This is a genomic window from Streptomyces sp. NBC_00377 (genome assembly GCF_036075115.1).
Taxonomy (GTDB): domain Bacteria; phylum Actinomycetota; class Actinomycetes; order Streptomycetales; family Streptomycetaceae; genus Streptomyces.
In genome coordinates this window covers 9,117,634-9,133,267 of record NZ_CP107958.1, presented here as the reverse complement: position 1 = coordinate 9,133,267, position 15,634 = coordinate 9,117,634, and the positions used below count along the sequence as shown (strand labels likewise).

The 15,634-nt window shown below is 68.5% G+C and carries 13 protein-coding genes; 6 read left to right on the top strand and 7 right to left on the bottom strand.

Annotated elements, in window-relative coordinates:
• Positions 1-9 precede the first annotated feature (9 nt).
• From OHS71_RS40655 to OHS71_RS40645, 3 genes are read left to right on the top strand one after another with little or no spacing between them, the layout of a single operon-like run.
• Complete coding sequence (locus tag OHS71_RS40655) at positions 10-1,347, top strand: MFS transporter (protein WP_328484305.1); 1,338 nt, start codon at positions 10-12, stop codon at positions 1,345-1,347.
• Positions 1,344-2,237: a tetratricopeptide repeat protein gene (locus OHS71_RS40650; RefSeq protein ID WP_328484304.1), complete on the top strand. Its 894-nt coding sequence runs from the start codon at positions 1,344-1,346 to the stop codon at positions 2,235-2,237. Before OHS71_RS40655 ends, OHS71_RS40650 begins: the two co-directional genes overlap by 4 nt.
• Positions 2,234-2,767: a hypothetical protein gene (locus tag OHS71_RS40645; RefSeq protein ID WP_328484303.1), complete on the top strand. Its 534-nt coding sequence runs from the start codon at positions 2,234-2,236 to the stop codon at positions 2,765-2,767. Before OHS71_RS40650 ends, OHS71_RS40645 begins: the two co-directional genes overlap by 4 nt.
• Positions 2,768-3,086: 319 nt before the next feature.
• Here OHS71_RS40645 and OHS71_RS40640 read toward each other — a convergent pair whose 3' ends face one another.
• The 4 genes from OHS71_RS40640 to OHS71_RS40625 form a co-directional block, all read right to left on the bottom strand.
• Positions 3,087-5,714, bottom strand: coding sequence for a LuxR C-terminal-related transcriptional regulator (locus OHS71_RS40640; protein ID WP_443047143.1), 2,628 nt, complete (start codon positions 5,712-5,714; stop codon positions 3,087-3,089).
• Between the two features lie 1,175 nt (positions 5,715-6,889).
• Complete coding sequence (locus OHS71_RS40635) at positions 6,890-7,924, bottom strand: threonine ammonia-lyase (protein ID WP_328484301.1); 1,035 nt, start codon at positions 7,922-7,924, stop codon at positions 6,890-6,892.
• A gap of 124 nt (positions 7,925-8,048) precedes the next feature.
• The gene (locus OHS71_RS40630) at positions 8,049-8,447 is read right to left on the bottom strand and encodes a hypothetical protein (protein WP_328484300.1); all 399 of its coding nucleotides are present in this window, start codon (positions 8,445-8,447) and stop codon (positions 8,049-8,051) included.
• Between the two features lie 180 nt (positions 8,448-8,627).
• Positions 8,628-9,104 (bottom strand): ATP-binding protein, encoded by a 477-nt coding sequence (locus tag OHS71_RS40625; RefSeq protein WP_328484299.1) that lies wholly within the window; start codon positions 9,102-9,104, stop codon positions 8,628-8,630.
• A 293-nt stretch (positions 9,105-9,397) separates the two neighbouring features.
• On the opposite strand from OHS71_RS40625, the gene OHS71_RS40620 reads away from it, so the two are divergent.
• Both OHS71_RS40620 and OHS71_RS40615 read left to right on the top strand, forming a co-directional pair.
• Entirely contained in the window at positions 9,398-10,279 is an 882-nt protein-coding gene (locus tag OHS71_RS40620; protein ID WP_328484298.1) for a class I SAM-dependent methyltransferase, read from the top strand.
• Positions 10,280-10,587: 308 nt separating this feature from the next.
• Entirely contained in the window at positions 10,588-11,055 is a 468-nt protein-coding gene (locus OHS71_RS40615) for a GNAT family N-acetyltransferase (protein ID WP_328484297.1), read from the top strand.
• 427 nt (positions 11,056-11,482) lie between these two features.
• On the opposite strand, the gene qcrB is transcribed toward OHS71_RS40615, so the two are convergent.
• Positions 11,483-13,123, bottom strand: a complete 1,641-nt coding sequence (qcrB, locus tag OHS71_RS40610) for a cytochrome bc1 complex cytochrome b subunit (protein WP_328484296.1) — start codon at positions 13,121-13,123, stop codon at positions 11,483-11,485.
• Positions 13,120-13,608, bottom strand: a complete 489-nt coding sequence (locus tag OHS71_RS40605; protein WP_328484295.1) for a hypothetical protein — start codon at positions 13,606-13,608, stop codon at positions 13,120-13,122. Before OHS71_RS40605 ends, qcrB begins: the two co-directional genes overlap by 4 nt.
• 93 nt (positions 13,609-13,701) lie before the next feature.
• Here OHS71_RS40605 and OHS71_RS40600 point away from each other — a divergent pair, with 93 nt between their 5' ends.
• Entirely contained in the window at positions 13,702-14,421 is a 720-nt protein-coding gene (locus tag OHS71_RS40600) for a TetR/AcrR family transcriptional regulator (RefSeq protein WP_328484294.1), read from the top strand.
• A gap of 236 nt (positions 14,422-14,657) precedes the next feature.
• On the opposite strand, the gene OHS71_RS40595 is transcribed toward OHS71_RS40600, so the two are convergent.
• On the bottom strand, positions 14,658-15,392 hold the full coding sequence (locus OHS71_RS40595; protein ID WP_443047142.1) for a hypothetical protein: 735 nt from the start codon (positions 15,390-15,392) through the stop codon (positions 14,658-14,660).
• Between the last annotated feature and the right edge of the window lie 242 nt (positions 15,393-15,634).

Genomic DNA, 15,634 nt, shown 5'->3' with positions numbered 1-15,634 from the left:
GCCCCGGCCGTGCCGACATCCGAAACGATCCGCGACCGTGCCCGTGCCCGGCTCCGGTCCGCCCCCCACGCGGAAAGGACTCGCCGTCTTCCCTCGGCGGCGCGGATCGTGGTGGGCGGGGAACTGCTGTCCAGCATCGGGACGGGGACCACCGTCCCGTTTCTGCTCGTCTATCTGGACGAGGTGTGTCGCACCCCGGACGGCGTCGTCGGCCTGCTGCTCGTCGCACGGGCCCTCGTGGCGCTGGCCGGTGCCACCCTCGGGGGCGTCCTGTGTGACCGGATCGGGCCGAAAGCGGTCGTCGTCGCGGCCCTGGCCGTGACTGCGGTGTGCTCGTTGGGGATGGCCACCTCCGCCAGTCCGCTGCCGGGCGGCGCGGCGATGCTCGCCCACACTGCCGCCTTCACCGTCCTGGCCCCTGCCCTGGACGCGATGCTGGCCCAGGCGGCACCGGGCCCCGTCCGCCAGGCGGCATTCGCCTGGCGCAACACGGCCGTCAACCTCGGGGGTGCTCTGGGCGCCGCAGCCGCCTCGGTCACGCTCGTCGTGCTGGGCACCGGCAGCGGACTGACGATGCTCTACGTCCTGGACGCTCTCTCCTTCGCCGGATTCGCCCTGCTTCTCGCCCTACGGGTCACCTCCTTCACCCGACCCGCGGCCCCGCAGGGGAAGGAGCCGGCTGGGCCCCTGGCGGTGGGGCCGGGCGTCGGGTACGCCACGGCGGTGGCAGACCCGGTCCTGCGTCGGATATGCCTTTTGGTGGGCTTCACTGTCGCCGCCGGGTTCGCCCAGCTTCAGATCGGCCTCCCCGCCCTGGCTACTGCCGACGGCACGCAGGCCGCACTGGGCTGGATGTTCGCCGCGTTCATGGTCACCAGCGCGGTCCTGCAGATCCCCGTCGAGCGACGACTGCCAGGAAGGAGCCGGGCCAGCGTCCTGGCTGCGGCGCTCACGTGCATGGCCCTCGCCTGGACCGTCATCGCCGTCTCCCGCCATCCCTCGCCGGTGATCCTCGCCGTCGCGGCGGTCATTTTCGCCGTGGGCGGCACGCTGTTCAGCCCCGTGCCGCCCACTCTGGTCAACGACATCGCTCCGTCCGCGTTGCTCGGCCGCTACAACGGCGCCCACATGCTCGCCTGGACCGGCGGCTTCACCGTCGGCGCCGCGGCCACCAGCACCCTGCTCGCCGCCGGCGCTCTGCGCGCTCTCTTCCCCGTCTGCGCCGCCGCCCTGGCACTGACCGCGGGTTTCCTGTGGCATCGCAGAGGCCGCTACCTGCCCGTACCGCTCATGCGTATCCCGGTCGCTACGCCGCAGCACCCCCTGCCCAAGGACTCAGCATCATGACCCCGCCCCGACAGACCGAGCCCGCCGAAGCCGCCCTGCGGGCAGCCGTCGCCCGCCATCGCCACGATCCCGCCGGGCGTCTGGGTGCCCAGCTCGCCCTGGCCCGCCTCTGGCGTGAGCGCGGCGACTACCGACGCGCCGGTGTCCTGCTGGCGCTGACGCTCAACGCCGCCGAACACACCTACGGCCCCGACTCCCCCGATGTCGCCGAGGTGTGCAACGAGTGGGGCGTACTGGGCAAGTACGCCGGGCACTTCGACCGGTCCCGGACCCTCTATCTGCGAGCCCTGGCCATCTGCGAGAACACCTACGGCAGTGACCACGACACCGTCGCGACCCTGTGCCACAACCTGGGCGGCCTGGCCCACACCCGCGGCGCCCACCACGAGGGCGAGCCGTGGGCCGCCCGTTCGGTGAGCATCCGCAGCCGTCTGCACGGTCCCGACCACCTGCTCGTCGCGGCCGACCGGGCCGCCTGGGCCGCTCTCCTGGACGGCTGCGGCCGCCCCTGCGATGCGGAAACCCAACTGCGCGCCGCTCTCACGGTCTTCCAGCGCGTCCACGGCGCCGAGCACTACGAGATCGCCGTCACCACACACAACCTCGCCGCCATCCAGCACCGCCGAGGCCACCACACCGCCGCCATCAACGGCTACACCCGAGCTCTCGCCATCAAGGCACGCCTCCTCGGCGACTCCCACCCCGACCTCGCCACCACCCTGGTCAACCTGGCCACCGCACACCGTCAGCGCGGCGAGCACGACCAGGCGGCCCGGCACTACGCCCGAGCCATCGCCATCCTCACTCCCCACGTCACCCCCGATCACCCCACCCTGTCAGCTGCCCGGCGAGGCCTTTCTTTGTCCGGTACGGAAGGTCCGTATGCATGAACCGCCTGTATGAACGCACGACCAAGCGGCGTACGGCATCTCAGCTCGACGCAGCGCTGCGGACCGAGGTGACCGCGCACGCCGAGGCTCACCAACTCGGCGACGTCCTCGGCGCAGCAGTGAACTTGCACGAGACCTGGAGCGTGCGCCTGCGCAAGCCGGGACTGCTGTCACGGCTCACCGGCCCGGCAGATCCGGACACCGAGCACCGCACGGTCGTTGTCGTCACGCCCCGGTACGTCCTCGTGGCTGTGGAGGGGAAGAAACGCGGCGTCCATGTCCACTCTGCGCGGCTGGACGGCATCAGTCTCAGCGAGTCGTCCGAATTTCAGCGGTTGGCCCGCGGGAACTCCACATCGGCCGGGCGATTGAGCAGGCTGCTTCCCGACGACTTCGGGATGAGCGTCACCGCACTGTGGTCGGGTGCACCAGAGGCGGCTTCGTTCTACATAGGAGTCAGCGACGACTCGGCAGGCCATGCACTCCTGGACGAACTCCACGCGGCGGTCACCCGGGCGAAAAGCAGCTGAGTGCGAGACGTGAGGCCCTCTCGGCAGCGTGGAACAACCACGGGCACTGTAGGCGGTGGCGTGGGCCAGGCGACCCCGCTCGGGAAGCCTGGCGGCGCAATTGGGATGAACGCAGCGCCAAAGCGTTGCACTCATCGCAGATCGGGAGCTGCTGGGTGCCGGTTGCGACACAGCAGGCGTCACCCAACTGCTGGACGGTCTTCCGGTGCAGATTCTCGGCCGTCTCAGTTCCGGAGAAGCCATAGGTCCGACATGGGGCCGCCGTTCCACCTGAAGAACGAGACGTTCCCGGTTTGACTGGCGGAATAGTTGCAGTAGGTCACACTCCAGGTGATTTTTGTTGGCGTCCCGCTTCGTATTCAAGGGCTTTTGCGAGGTCGGCCCGGGTGCGTACGCCGAGTTTGAGATAAATGTGCTGGAGGTGGTTGTCGACGGTTCGGACGGAAAGCGTGAGGTGTTCGGAAATCGTTTTGCTGGAATTCCCGGCGGCGGCCATCAGGGCGATCTCTTGTTCGCGTTTGGTCAGGCGGACGGAGGGGGCGCCGAGCGTGGACAGGAGCGGGGTCCGGGCGTCTTCGCACTGGGCCGCGAGGGCTGCGGCCCGAGTGGCGTCGGCGGTGGCTTTGCGGGGGTCGCCCTGGTGGGTCCAGGCGCCGGCTGATGCGGCTGATGCTTCAGCGGCGAGGATGGGCGAGCCCATCTGCTGGAAAGCGTGTGAGCACTCCATGAGGCGGCCTGGGTCGTTGTCGGCGAGTGCGGTGGCAAACCGTGCGCGGGTGTGGGTGAGGGCTCCGTCGCACTGGGTCGCGAGTTCGGTGAGGCGGTGCTGGACGCTCACGGCGTCACCGAGGCGTGCGATGTCGGTGAGCAGAAGGACCTCGGACAGGGTGTGGCCGGTGCGACGAGCGTCGTCGGCCGCGGTGCGCAGGACGTCGCGGGCGCGGCTGAGCTTGCCCTGGGCGGCGTGCAGCCAGGCAGTGCCGAGAGTCTCCTCGCCGGCCATGAACCCGCTCGGTGCGTGTTGTTCGAGTTGCGGGAGCAGGGACTCGGCCGTGTCGATGTCGCCGGCCAGTGCCGCGCAGGCGATCAAACCCGATACGTAGAGCCTGGTGGTCCTGGTGTGCTGGTGCGTACGCGCGATGGCGGCGGCTTCCGCATACCAGCGGCGGGCACTGGAGGGGCGCCCGGCCAGCCACTCCGTTCGCGCGATGAAGTAGGCGAGCCACTGGCGGCCGAGGGGGGAGGGCGAATCATGAAGCGTGTCGAAAGCGCTCAGGCAGGTCTCGCGGGCCTCACCGATCAGACCGGCCTCCGAGAGCGCCAGCACGAGCGGCGCCAGTTGGATCGCGGGATGCGGCAGAAGCGTTCCTCCACCGATCGCCTGGTGCATGCTGTGCCCGTGCTCGGCCAGTGCCCTGGCCTGCGCCACGCGGCCGACAACGGCCAGACCCACGGCTTTCGTCGTCGCCGCCAGCAGCCAGATGTCAGGGCTGTCCTGATGCGGGGCTCCGGGGAGGCTCTCGAGCAGTTGGAGCCCGGCCTCCGGCAGCCCGGAGACGGCCTGCATGGCTCCTTCCAGGAAATGCAGCTGTTGCTTCGCCGTCCGGCTTCGCAGCACTGTGCGGGCATCAGCCAACACGGACAGTGCCTGGTCGAGGCGCGGGCTGGACCAGAACAGGTTCATGCTCCGGGCGGTGACTGCGGTGATCTTCTCCTGATCGTCGCGGGCGTGGGCGTCGGCCTCGGCGAGGACCGCTTCGGCGCGCTCCAGGCGGCCGGTGTACGTCAGCACTCTGCCCAGCAGGATCCGGGTCTCCAGCGTGTGCTGGTCCGGTTTGATCGCAGTGAGCAGCTGGATGACCTGTTCGCTGTCGTTGGCGTTCATCGCGATGGCGGCGGCCTGGACCAGGAGGGCGGGATCGGCGGTGCCGATGGCCGCCAGTCGCCAGGAAGCGACGTGCAGGGCGTCGTCGCGGCGTCTGAGTCCGTGGGTCTCGAGACGCTCAGCCAGACGAAGACCCAGGTCGTAGCGCTGGAGGGGTGAGATACCGGCGGCTATGACCTCGCTGTACAGGGGGTGGGACAGCGCGACGGTGATTCTTCGTCCGTTCGGGGTGACCCGGATGATGCCTGAGCTCTCGACTTCGGCCAGGTGAGCGCGGTCGATGAGAGATGCGGCGTCGGTCACGGACAGGGGGCCGCAGAGGGCAAGGGCTTGCAGGAGCGGGAGCGCCGCGGGCGGCGCCGCCGCGATCTTGGCGGTGATCAGGTCGTTGAGGTGAGGGGTGACGGCGAGCCAGTGATCGGGGATCTCCCAGACTTCGCCGTTGAGGCTGAGGGTGCCTGCTTCGACGGCTCCCAGGACGAGTTCCTTCAGGAAAAGGACGTTTCCACCGCTTGCGGTGTACAGGGCGTGCAGGGTGCGGTGGCCGACGAGGCCGCCGAGGACGCGCTGGACGAGTGTCTCGACCTGGGTGCGGTCCATGTGGGACAGGTCGATGCGGCGGACGCGGTCCCCGCGTCGAAGCAGGGTCTCGACAGCGTCATTGACTGGTTCACCGGTGCGGGCGGTGCCGACCAGGACGATGACCTGGGAGTCCAGGAGCTGGCCGAGCAGAACGGCTGATGAGCTGTCCAGATGGTGCATGTCGTCGACGAAGACCACGGTGGGCTTGCCTGGCTCTGCGGCCATGGTCCGGGCGACGGCTCGGAAGCCGCTGACCGGGTCTGCCAGGTCGACGTCCGGGGGCAGCAGGTGGGCGATCGCGCTGAGGGGTACCTGCCCGGCAGCCTTGCCTGCTACGGCCCTCGCAGTGCGTCGTCCGCTCTGGGCGGTTGCCAGTTCCAGAAACTCATCAGCCAGGCGGGTCTTACCCACTCCCGCCGGCCCGCAGATCATCCAGCCCCGGGTGTGTCCGTCGGACAGGTCCCGGGCGAAGGAATCCATGAATGGCTGTCGCCCGATGAGCGGCCATCTGTCTGCCCAGCCCTGCATTCGACTGCTCCCTCAAGGGGCGACCGGTCAGACAAATGCTACCGGACCGCATGAGCAGCATGGTGATCGAGGGGCGGGAGATTCGACATCGTAAGCCTCGACATCGCCTTCACACCGGCAGCGGAGCTTCGCCTGGTGTGCTACTGCCAGCGGCTGTTCCAAAGCATCACATGGAACACGATGTCTATAAGCTGAGCAGGTCCCGCCCTTGCCGTTTTGCCAGGCCTGACTGGGCTTGTGTGGGCGTCAACTTCTCCAGACCCGCAGAATGGCTGACGGCCCAGGACTCCGTCGTGCCGACTCGGAACAACCAGTTTGACGCCGAAGCGCGCGGGAGCGGCACGGGTTGCGGGACAGTGCCGTTGAGTCCGGCATGACGAAGTCTGCCGGACATGTGGGCGGCGAGGGCGGGCCGAGAAGAACGAGGGTGTGGCGCCCTCGTCCCAGCCCAGCCGCCCATCGGCCGTAAACCAGGAGCCGGCGGGCCGGCCGCCGACACGTCAAAGGCGGTTGCCGCGATGACGTGGATGTCTTATGCGGTCGGCGCTGTCCTGCGCGTAACCCATCACACGGACGATCAACGATGTCGTCCAGTCATGTCCTCGTCCACGCCGCGTCGCCCCGGCGCCTCCCAACGCCTGGCCCTCGACAGCGCGGTCATCCTCCGCCGCCGCCCGGGTCCATGGTCCGGCCGAGACTCGAGGAATCGGTTGCGAGTCTGCCTCCGCCGCCGCCCGGGTCCATGGTCCGGCCGAGACTCGAGGAATCGGTTGCGAGTCTGCCTCCGCCGCCGCCCGGGTCCATGGTCCGGCTCGCCGCGGTGGACGTGCGGTGTCCGTCCGACGGGCCGCCGCCGGGGGCGGCATGTGCCAGCGAGGGCACAGCCACGACGGCGACGGCCGCCCCCGCTACGATTATGACCCTTCTTATTTTGCTCATTTCTCCTGCTCCTAGGTGATATCTGGAGGCTTTCGCATTGGGCGATGAGGCACGCGTATTCACCTCGTGCGCTCATCCTGTGTACGAGAGTGCGAGGGTGCTTGAGTAATGGGTGCTCATCCTGGGTCACGCGCCCGGCAGGGGTGTGGTGGCAAGGGCTCGTCCGCCTCACTGCGTGGAAGATGGTCTCAGTGCTCCGCTTCGTGCCCGGCCTTGCTTCGCCTGCGGCAGGGCTGGAAGGGCAACGGGGCTTCTTTACGCAGCAGTTCGAACAGGTCGGGATCGACGTTCCCTCCACTGATCACCGCCACGTGGCCCCCGGCAGCGGGGAGGTCGCGCTCGTGGTAGAGGTACGCCGCGGTGGTGACCGCCCCGGACGGCTCGACGATCATGCCCGCATGCCGCGCCAGAAGGGCCACGCTCGAGCAGATCTCCTCTTCGGTGACGGTGATGATGTCGTCGACGAAAACGCGCATGTGCTCGAAGGTGTGCTCCCCCACGGTCGTCATGCGCAAGCCGTCGGCCATGGTCCGGCTGACACGCTCGGTCGGCCAGGTCACGCGCCGTCCGGCGCGCAGGCTTTCTCCGGCGTCCGCCGCCAGCTCCGGCTCTACGCCCACTACCCGTATGCCGGGGTGTGTGAACTTCAGTGCAGCGGCGACACCTGAGATCAGTCCGCCTCCGCTGACGGGCACCAGCACCGTGCCGATGTCGAGTCCCGCAGCCACCGCTTCGTCGTATATGTCGAGGCCGACCGTTCCCTGGCCCGCGATGACGTCCAGGTCGTCGAAGGGGGGCACGATCACATAGCCGTGTTCCGCGGCCAACTGCTCAGTGAGGGCTGGGCATTCTTCGGGGGAAGCGAAGCGCACATCGGCCCCGTACTCCCGGACCCCGTCGATTTTCACCTTGGCGGCCGTGGAGGGCATGACGATCGTCGCTTTCACGCCGTCCTGCCGGGCCGCGTAGGCAAGTGCTTTGCCGTGGTTCCCGCTCGATCGGGCAATGACGCCGCGGGTCTTCTGCGACTCGGACATCCGCGACAGCCGATTGTATGCGCCACGTATTTTGAACGAGCCGGTGATCTGCAGGTTTTCTGGTTTCAGAAAGACAGACCGATGTCCGCAGGAGGCCCATGGAGCCCTGAGCAGCGACGTACGGGAGACCACTGGCTCCAGGCGTTGACGGGCGGAGTGCAGGTCGTTGAGCGTGACGAGAGGCATGGGTCGGTCATCCTTGTCAGGTAATGGCGGTCATCTGGCGAGCCGCTCACAGGGGGTGGACGCACCCTGTGCACTCAGCGCCGGCTGGAGCCTCTGCGCGGCCGTCATGCGCCGGGGGGACGGATCACCCGGTCCGGGTGACGCCGACGAACAGCATGGGACGGTCGCCGGCCGTACGCAGAGCGGGCGCGTCGGGGCCCCACCAGCAGCCGTCGGGCAGACCGGTCGCGTTGCCCAGGCTGATGACGACCGTGTGTTCCCCGGCCGTTCTCCAGGCGGCCGTTCCCGTAGCGCCGTCCGGGCGGTCGACCGCGCAGGGATGGAATTCGTCCGCGTTCTCACACGGGCAGCCGGTGTCGTCGTGCCGATCGACGATTTCGTGCTCTGCATCGTGGAGTGTGGCACTGTCGTCCATGTGGACCGGGGCCGCCGCCCTCGCCGCGACGATCGAGACGATGGGAGCGGCGAGCAGCACGCCGGCTACAGCTGCGGTGAGGGCTACTGCTTTCAGGGGCTCGTGCATTGCTGTCCTCCTGGTTGCTCGGTGCGCGGATCTCGGGGGGTGTGGCCTTGCGGCTGGACGGGCGGCCGGCTGCCCGCGCCGGCATGCGGCTTGGCGGGGCGGGGCGGGAGCAGTGGGCGCTCAAGGTCACGATCGCCGTTGTCCCGGCTGGGCCGGACCTCTCGTTCCGGCCGTACACCGTCACAGCGCTGAGGGCCCGACGACTGCCCAGTGGCTGACCCGCCCGTCCTGCCCGGTGACATCGCCGGCGCCTACGGTCACAGCGTCCACGATGAAGGTGCCGCGTCCGTGCTCGTCGGCGGGCCGGTCGTCGTACTGGTCCTCGGTGCGGGGGCCGCCGTCGGTGACCGCGACCAGGATCGCCCGGTCGTCGAAGAAGCACAGGGACACGGCGACGGGCGGCTCGGCGTACTGCACCGCGTTGGTCACCAGCTCCGAGACGACCAGCAGGGCGTCGTCCACGGTTTCCTCGTCGGCTCCCCAGGCGTGCATCACCCTGCGGGCCTCGCGGCGTGCGGTCGCGGGCGCCGGCGGACCGCACTGCAACGACAGCCCCCACGCGCCGGCGGTCCGAGCCTGCGTGGACGGTCCGGTCGCGGCGAGGGTGAAGGAGTCTTCTGTCGTCCTGGCGGCGGTGGGAGGTGCGGTGCAAGTCATGGTGATCACGGCCTCGGAGAGCTGCTGTGTGACTCTTCCAGGAGACGCCGCGCAGTCCTGGGGCGACTGAGCAAGCGGTACTCAAACCCGGAACAAGGCCGGTCACAAGGCTGGTCTTCGAGGGCGAGGCGCGTGTCGGGGCGGGCCGTCCGCGCCGGAGGGCTCAGCACGCTTGGGCGAGCAGCTTCTGCTCCAGCCGAGTATCTCCTACTCATGTGGGGGTGCTCCTGCATCCTGGAGAATCCCGACGCGTGGGGCCGCACGCGAGTGCGGTCAGGAGCAGGAGGTTCGCGATGGCTACAGAGGACGACTTCGGCGTGGAGGAGGCCGACGCGCGCAGGGACGGGCACGCTGAGGGGCTTGCCGCCAACCGGGCGCTGTGGGATTCCCTGGCCGAAACCCACGGCACGACGGCCACCGATCAGTCCTACGACGTGGAGGCGTTTCTCGGCGGTCAGCAGACGCTGCGCAGCATCGAGCGTGAACTGGCCGGTGACGTAGCGGGCAAGGATCTGCTCCACCTGCACTGCCACTTCGGCATGGACACCTTGAACTGGGCCCGCCTGGGCGCGAGGGTCACCGGAGTCGACTTCTCCCCCGTAGCGATCACCCGTGCCCAGGACCTCGCCGAAAAGGCGGGACTGGTCGCGGACTTCGTCGTGGCGGACACTCAGCGCCTGCCCGACAGCCTTGCGGCCGGGTTCGACGTCGTCGTCGCCACGTACGGCGTGTTGTCCTGGATCGCGGATGTCGACGCGTGGATGCGGGGGGCCGCGCGGGCGCTCAGGCCAGGAGGCCGACTGGTCCTGGTGGACATTCATCCGGCCTTCCAGAGCGTCCTCAGCTTCGAACCCTTCGTGGCCGACTGGCCCTACGGCGGCGGCGAGGCTCAGTACGTCGCTCTGACCGGCACTTATGCAGATCCGAGCGTCGTGACGGCGCCACGGCAGACGGTGCAGTTCCCCTACTCGCTCGGTGAGATCGTGACTGCTGCCGCTTCGGCGGGCCTGGTTGTGGAACGGCTGGCAGAGCATACGGAGACGGAATCCGACGGCCGCCACATCCTGCCTCGAGGCGCCGACGGTCTCTACCGGTTCCCCTTCAGCGACACCTACCTGCCGATCATGTACTCGCTGCGGGCTGTCGCGCCACGCACGCCGCCGAGCGGCAGTTGATCGCGTCCTCCCTCTGACGTTCAGGGGGCCGCCCGTACGCGAAAGCCAACGGCTGCCCCGCGTTTCGGTGCGGCGTTGCCACGGTCGTCACCAGCCGGGGGTACCGGGCCGCAGTCAGTCAACGGATGGTCGGCTGCGCAGCGGCGAGTCGTGGGCACATGAGTGCCTCTTGCTCAGGTGCTGCATGCCGGCCGCGACACACGCTTGTCGCTGACCTTCGGACCTCTACGGCAAGGCAGGTCATGCGTTCATACAGCAGAGTTGCGTCTCATCTCGAGCGGCGCGGGGGCAGTGAATGCGGTCCGGCTGTGTTCGTCAGCGAGCTGGACCTGACGGACGTGGCGACGGCGACGGCGGTGCACCTGACCGGCCGCCGGTCGTATGCAGTCGAGGCCGCGCTGATCGGTTTTGACGGAATACCCACTCTCGTGGAGAGCCTGGAAGAGATGCGGGCCCAGCCGTTGCGTTGGCTCGGGATGACGACGCGTGACGGTCACATTGCCGCCTTCGTTGCCTGGCAGCGCCTGGCGCGAGGAAACGGCATCGATATCGACCGGGTATGCGTCGATCCGACATGGTTTCGCCGCGGTCTGGCTCTGAGACTGCTCGATCACCTGTTGACCGAGCTGGCCCCCACCGGGCAGGCGCTGGTCAGCACGGGCGCGGACAATCGCCCGGCCATCGCTCTCTATGAGCGTCTCGGCTTCACCCGTGTCGGCACCGTCGAGCGGGCGCCCGGCCTGCTCATGGCCGAGTTCCGGCTTGCGCGGGAATAGGACCACAGGCCGCCTCGTCGCTGCCCTCGCCGGCGCGAGCACCTCGATGCGATGCCGTTGTTGCATTGGCCTGCGGGGATCCGGCGACGCCGACCTGCCGGTTTCCTTCCCGGACGACATCGAGCGCGATGCTTGCCCAGCAGCCGTCCCGGCCGTCTCGGCATCTTGTGCCGACGGTCGCCCCACCCGCAGCGGTGGCCGCCAAAGTACGGGAGGGCCGCCGCTCGGACAGGATCCGGCCGACGGGACACAACGGGCCGAGGTCGCCGGATGGTCGGCGGCCCTGCTGACCAGGCCTGTCGTCGGCCGGCTGCCCCTGTTTCATGGCATCTCGTGCGACGGCTGACTGCCTGGCGGGCCGGCCTGCGGCTGGTGGCGGCGCGCCCAGCCGCAGGCCGGCCACGGGTGGGCCGTCATACGTAAGCGGTCAGTGGTGGCCGCGGCCGCTGGTGATCTCCTCGTACTCCTGGGCGGTCGGCTTGCTGATCTGGCCGTCCGCACCGTAGTACGCCTTGCTGAGCCGCACGCGCAGCTTCTGCGCTCGCGTGACCGGACGCTCGACGCCGTCGTCGTCGACCCGCGGGCTCGTCAGCGCGGCCGGCTCGTACTGCTCGTGCGCGGTCAGGGTGTGCAGCTGCTCCTGGCTGAGGGGGGCGTGGACCTCGACGAACTCACCGTGCGGAAGGCGCCTGATGGTGCCGGTCTCCCGGCCGTGCAGCACCTTGTCCTTGTCCCGGCGCTGCAGGCCGAGACAGATCCGTTTGGTGACGACGAAGGCGATGACCGGCCCGGCGAAGAAGAAGATCCGCACGAACCACGTGATCGCGTTGAGCGACAGATGGAACTGGGTGGCCCAGATGTCATTGCCGCCTGCGATCATCGTCACGAAGTACGCCGTCAGCCAGGCGACTCCGAAGGCCGTACGGGTGGGCGCGTTGCGCGGGCGGTCCAGGATGTGGTGCTCGCGCTTGTCGCCGGTGACCCACGACTCGACGAACGGGTAGACCCCGATGAGCGCCAGGACCACGGCGAAGCCGGCGAGCGGGATGAATACCCCCAAGGCCAGTGTGTGGCCCCAGAAGTTGATCTCCCAGCCCGGCATGATGCGCAGCAGCCCCTCGGCGAAGCCCATGTACCAGTCGGGCTGGGAGCCTGCCGCGACCTGGTCGGCCCGGTAGGGGCCGAAGGCCCAGATCGGGTTGATCTGGGCGATGCCCGCGATGACCGCGAGGACGCCGAAGACCAGGAAGAAGAAGCCGCCTGCTTTGGCCGCGTACACCGGCAGCAGTGGCATGCCGACCACGTTCTTGTTGGACCGTCCGGGCCCGGCGAACTGGGTGTGCTTGTGGTAGAAGACCAGGATCAGGTGCGCCACCACGAGGCCGAGCATGATCCCGGGCAGCAGCAGGACGTGGATGGAGTAGAACCGCGGGATGAGGTCGTGCCCGGGGTATTCGCCGCCGAAGAGGAAGAAGGAGAGGTACGTCCCGACGATCGGGATCGACAGGATCGCGCCCTCCATGAAGTGCAGGCCGGTGCCGGAGAGCAGATCGTCAGGGAGTGAGTAGCCGGTGAACCCGGTGAACATGCCCAGGAACAACAGCAGGACGCCGAAGACCCAGTTGACCTCGCGCGGCTTGCGGAACGCGCCGGTGAAGAAGACGCGCATCATGTGCACGATCATCCCGGCGAGGAACACCAGCGCCGACCAGTGGTGCAGCTGGCGGATCAGCAGCCCGCCCCGTACGTCGAAGCTGATGTCGAGCGTGGACTTGTACGCCTCGCTCATCATCTGTCCCTGCAGCGGGACGTAGCTGCCGTGGTATGCGACCTCGGTCATCGACGGGTGGAAGAACAAAGTCAGATAGACACCGGTCAGGATAAGGATCAGGAAGCTGTAGAGGCAGACCTCGCCCAGCATGAACGACCAGTGGTCGGGGAAGATCTTGCGCATGTTGGCCTTGGCCAGGGTGTAGATCCCCAGCCGGCCGTCGGCCCAGTCGGCGAGGCGCTCGCCTGCCGGAGCCTCGCTGCGCGCGGGCGATTCGGTGGTGGATTCGGTGCTCAAGCGCGCTCCCGGAATACAGGGACGACGGGCTCTTCGAAGTCGCGGGGCGCTTCGAGGCAGCCTTCATCTGTTCGTTGTGGGAAGGGGGGCATCGCAGCGGTACGGGAGATCTGCATGCGCGCCCAGCGGCGGAAACCCGCACCGAGGCAGCTCAGGGCGACGCTCAGCGTCAAGCCCAGCGCGAAGTTCAGCGCCCTGCTGCTCCCCATGGGCATGACGAGGATCGATGCATCGTTCGGGATCGCCGCGTACGAGACGACGAAGCCGGCGCCTGCCAGCACCGCTGCGGTGAACGGCGCTGCGACCATGCGCTCGGAACGCCTGGTGGCCGGTGCGGCGCCGGGTGGGGTGAGATGATCGCGGCGCGGGCGCCCCTGATCGGCGCGCGGGTTGCGCCAGACCGGCACCGTCACGAATGCGTGGACATATGTCTCCTTTTCCCTCCTTACTCGAACGATCTCTCGTGGAATGTCTTGTCTGTGCATGACTTGTCCGCCTTTGCGGCCCGCTCCCCAACCTCTCTAGAGGCTCTAGATAATTCTAGACCCTCTAGATCAATGCGATGAAGGCAGGTGTTCATGGACCGGCGACCGACGGGCGACGGCCGACGCGACCGGGTGCGCGAGGCCACTGTGCGGGAGATTCACCAGAGCGCTCGGACACTGCTGGTCACCAAGGGGCCGGCCGCAGTCACGATCAATGCCGTCGCCCGCGAGATGGGCATGAGCGGGCCCTCGCTCTACCACTACTACGCCAGCCGGGACGCGCTGGTGGACGCGGTGACCGCGGGGTTCTTCCAGGAGCTGGCCGAAGCCATGGAACGCGACCGGGACAAGCGCACGGGCGCCCCGCCCGCGGACCGGTTTCTGGGCGCGTGCCGCGCGATGCGCGCCTGGGCCGTATCCCATCCTGCCGAGTTCGAGTGGATCTTCGCCAGCCCCGTCAGCGGCACGCAGCACCAGCCCGACTCCGCCCGGCACCAGGCCGGCCTGCGCTTCGAGAGCGTCTTCATCGACATGATCGTCGAGGTGTGGAACACCCGTCCGTTCCCGGTGCCGGAACTGAACGAGCTGCCCGAGGGCCTGCCCGAGCAACTGCACGCGTACTCCCGCCTGATCGAGCGACGCCTGCCCCCCGAAGCGGTGCACGTGTACGTGACCTGCTGGAGCCGGCTCTACGGGCTGCTGTGTCTGGAAGTCCTTCACCAGATGGACTTCGTCCTGACCGACATGCAACCGCTCTTCGAGCAATGCCTGAGCGAGCTGAGCGACATGCTGGGCCTCACCCAGGGACCGTGACGGGGCGTTGCGTGCCCACGACATCGCGGGTCGCCCCCAATCCGAAGGGCTACGCCTTTCCGCACAGCGGTGGGCGAGACCCGCGACAGCCGCCCCGTTGAGTGGGTCGCTGCTGCACGCTGCCTCCGTGCTCGCGGATCTCATGTCAGTGAACAGACAGCCCATGCGCAGGAATATGGATCACCCACGAGATCTCGAAATGAGTAATCGGCACTCATTTTTCCCGTCACCGCACCTCAGGGGCCTGCGGCGGCAGGGACGCGGCGAGGGCGAACAGGGCGAGAAATCGGCCAAGGAACAGACGCAGGGCCATCCGAGCGTCCGGGCGGCATGCCCGCCCGCACGGTCGACACCGCTACGGCCGTCCTCACCGCCGCACATGACGGCTCGCTCGTCGGCTGTGCGGCCCTGGGCCGCGACGTCACGACGCGTCGAGATGTGACCCCGCCCGCTTGCCGCACCCCAGCGGGGCCGTCGTCCTGCACCGCGGCCGAACTGCCGGCGAAGACGACCAGGCGCAGAACGAGGAATCGCCCGATTCCGGCGAGGCCGGAAGCGCCGAGGTAGACGGCCTGTTGACTCAGCATGCCGGCCGACGGCTGCAGCAGGTGCAGGAGGAACGTCGCCGCACAGGTCATCACGTAGGCGGCCGAGGCCGACCCGGCGGACTGCCAGTGCTGGCGCCATCCGGCATGCCTACCGGCCTGGAAGGTGAAACGTGCGTGCAGTTCTGTACACAGGAGGGTTGAAGCTGCGGTGACCAGCGCGTTCGCCATCACCCATGGCATCAGTGCGGCCATCAGTGCCACGGCCGGGCCGGAAGCGAGACCGACGCCCCCGCCGCACAGGACGAACCGGGCGAAGGTGGCGAGCGGGCCGGGCCGGCACCCCCCGTCCGCACCGGCCCCCGGCCGGCCCCTGCGCTGCACCTTGGACGCCGCACCGGACTTCGAGGGGAGCAGCAGTTTCATAGCGGTCGCCTTCCGGTCCAGGGGCCGTCGGCCTCGGTGCGATGAGGTGCGAGACAGGAGGCCCACAAGCGTTGGCCACCATGCGTTGACAGGATGCCAGCCCCTGGACACGAAAGTCAACGCTGGTTGGCCTACAGTTGTTGGCATGATGTCGGAGGCCGGAGGCACCACTGCCCGCCCGCGCTTCCACCGCGCCGGATCACCCCTTTGAAGCCGACCGCAGGCGCTACTCAGCCCGGCTG

Bases quoted from the DNA above. Each gene is read 5' to 3' on its own strand.
- OHS71_RS40625 (WP_328484299.1), bottom strand. From the start codon at position 9,104: ATGACTTGCACCGCACCTCCCACCGCCGCCAGGACGACAGAAGACTCC.
- OHS71_RS40650 (WP_328484304.1), top strand. From the start codon at position 1,344: ATGACCCCGCCCCGACAGACCGAGCCCGCCGAAGCCGCCCTGCGGGCA.
- OHS71_RS40620 (WP_328484298.1), top strand. From the start codon at position 9,398: ATGGCTACAGAGGACGACTTCGGCGTGGAGGAGGCCGACGCGCGCAGG.
- OHS71_RS40595 (WP_443047142.1), bottom strand. From the start codon at position 15,392: ATGAAACTGCTGCTCCCCTCGAAGTCCGGTGCGGCGTCCAAGGTGCAG.
- OHS71_RS40645 (WP_328484303.1), top strand. From the start codon at position 2,234: ATGAACCGCCTGTATGAACGCACGACCAAGCGGCGTACGGCATCTCAG.
- OHS71_RS40630 (WP_328484300.1), bottom strand. From the start codon at position 8,447: ATGCACGAGCCCCTGAAAGCAGTAGCCCTCACCGCAGCTGTAGCCGGC.
- OHS71_RS40635 (WP_328484301.1), bottom strand. From the start codon at position 7,924: ATGCCTCTCGTCACGCTCAACGACCTGCACTCCGCCCGTCAACGCCTG.
- OHS71_RS40640 (WP_443047143.1), bottom strand. From the start codon at position 5,714: ATGGATTCCTTCGCCCGGGACCTGTCCGACGGACACACCCGGGGCTGG.
- OHS71_RS40605 (WP_328484295.1), bottom strand. From the start codon at position 13,608: ATGCACAGACAAGACATTCCACGAGAGATCGTTCGAGTAAGGAGGGAA.
- OHS71_RS40600 (WP_328484294.1), top strand. From the start codon at position 13,702: ATGGACCGGCGACCGACGGGCGACGGCCGACGCGACCGGGTGCGCGAG.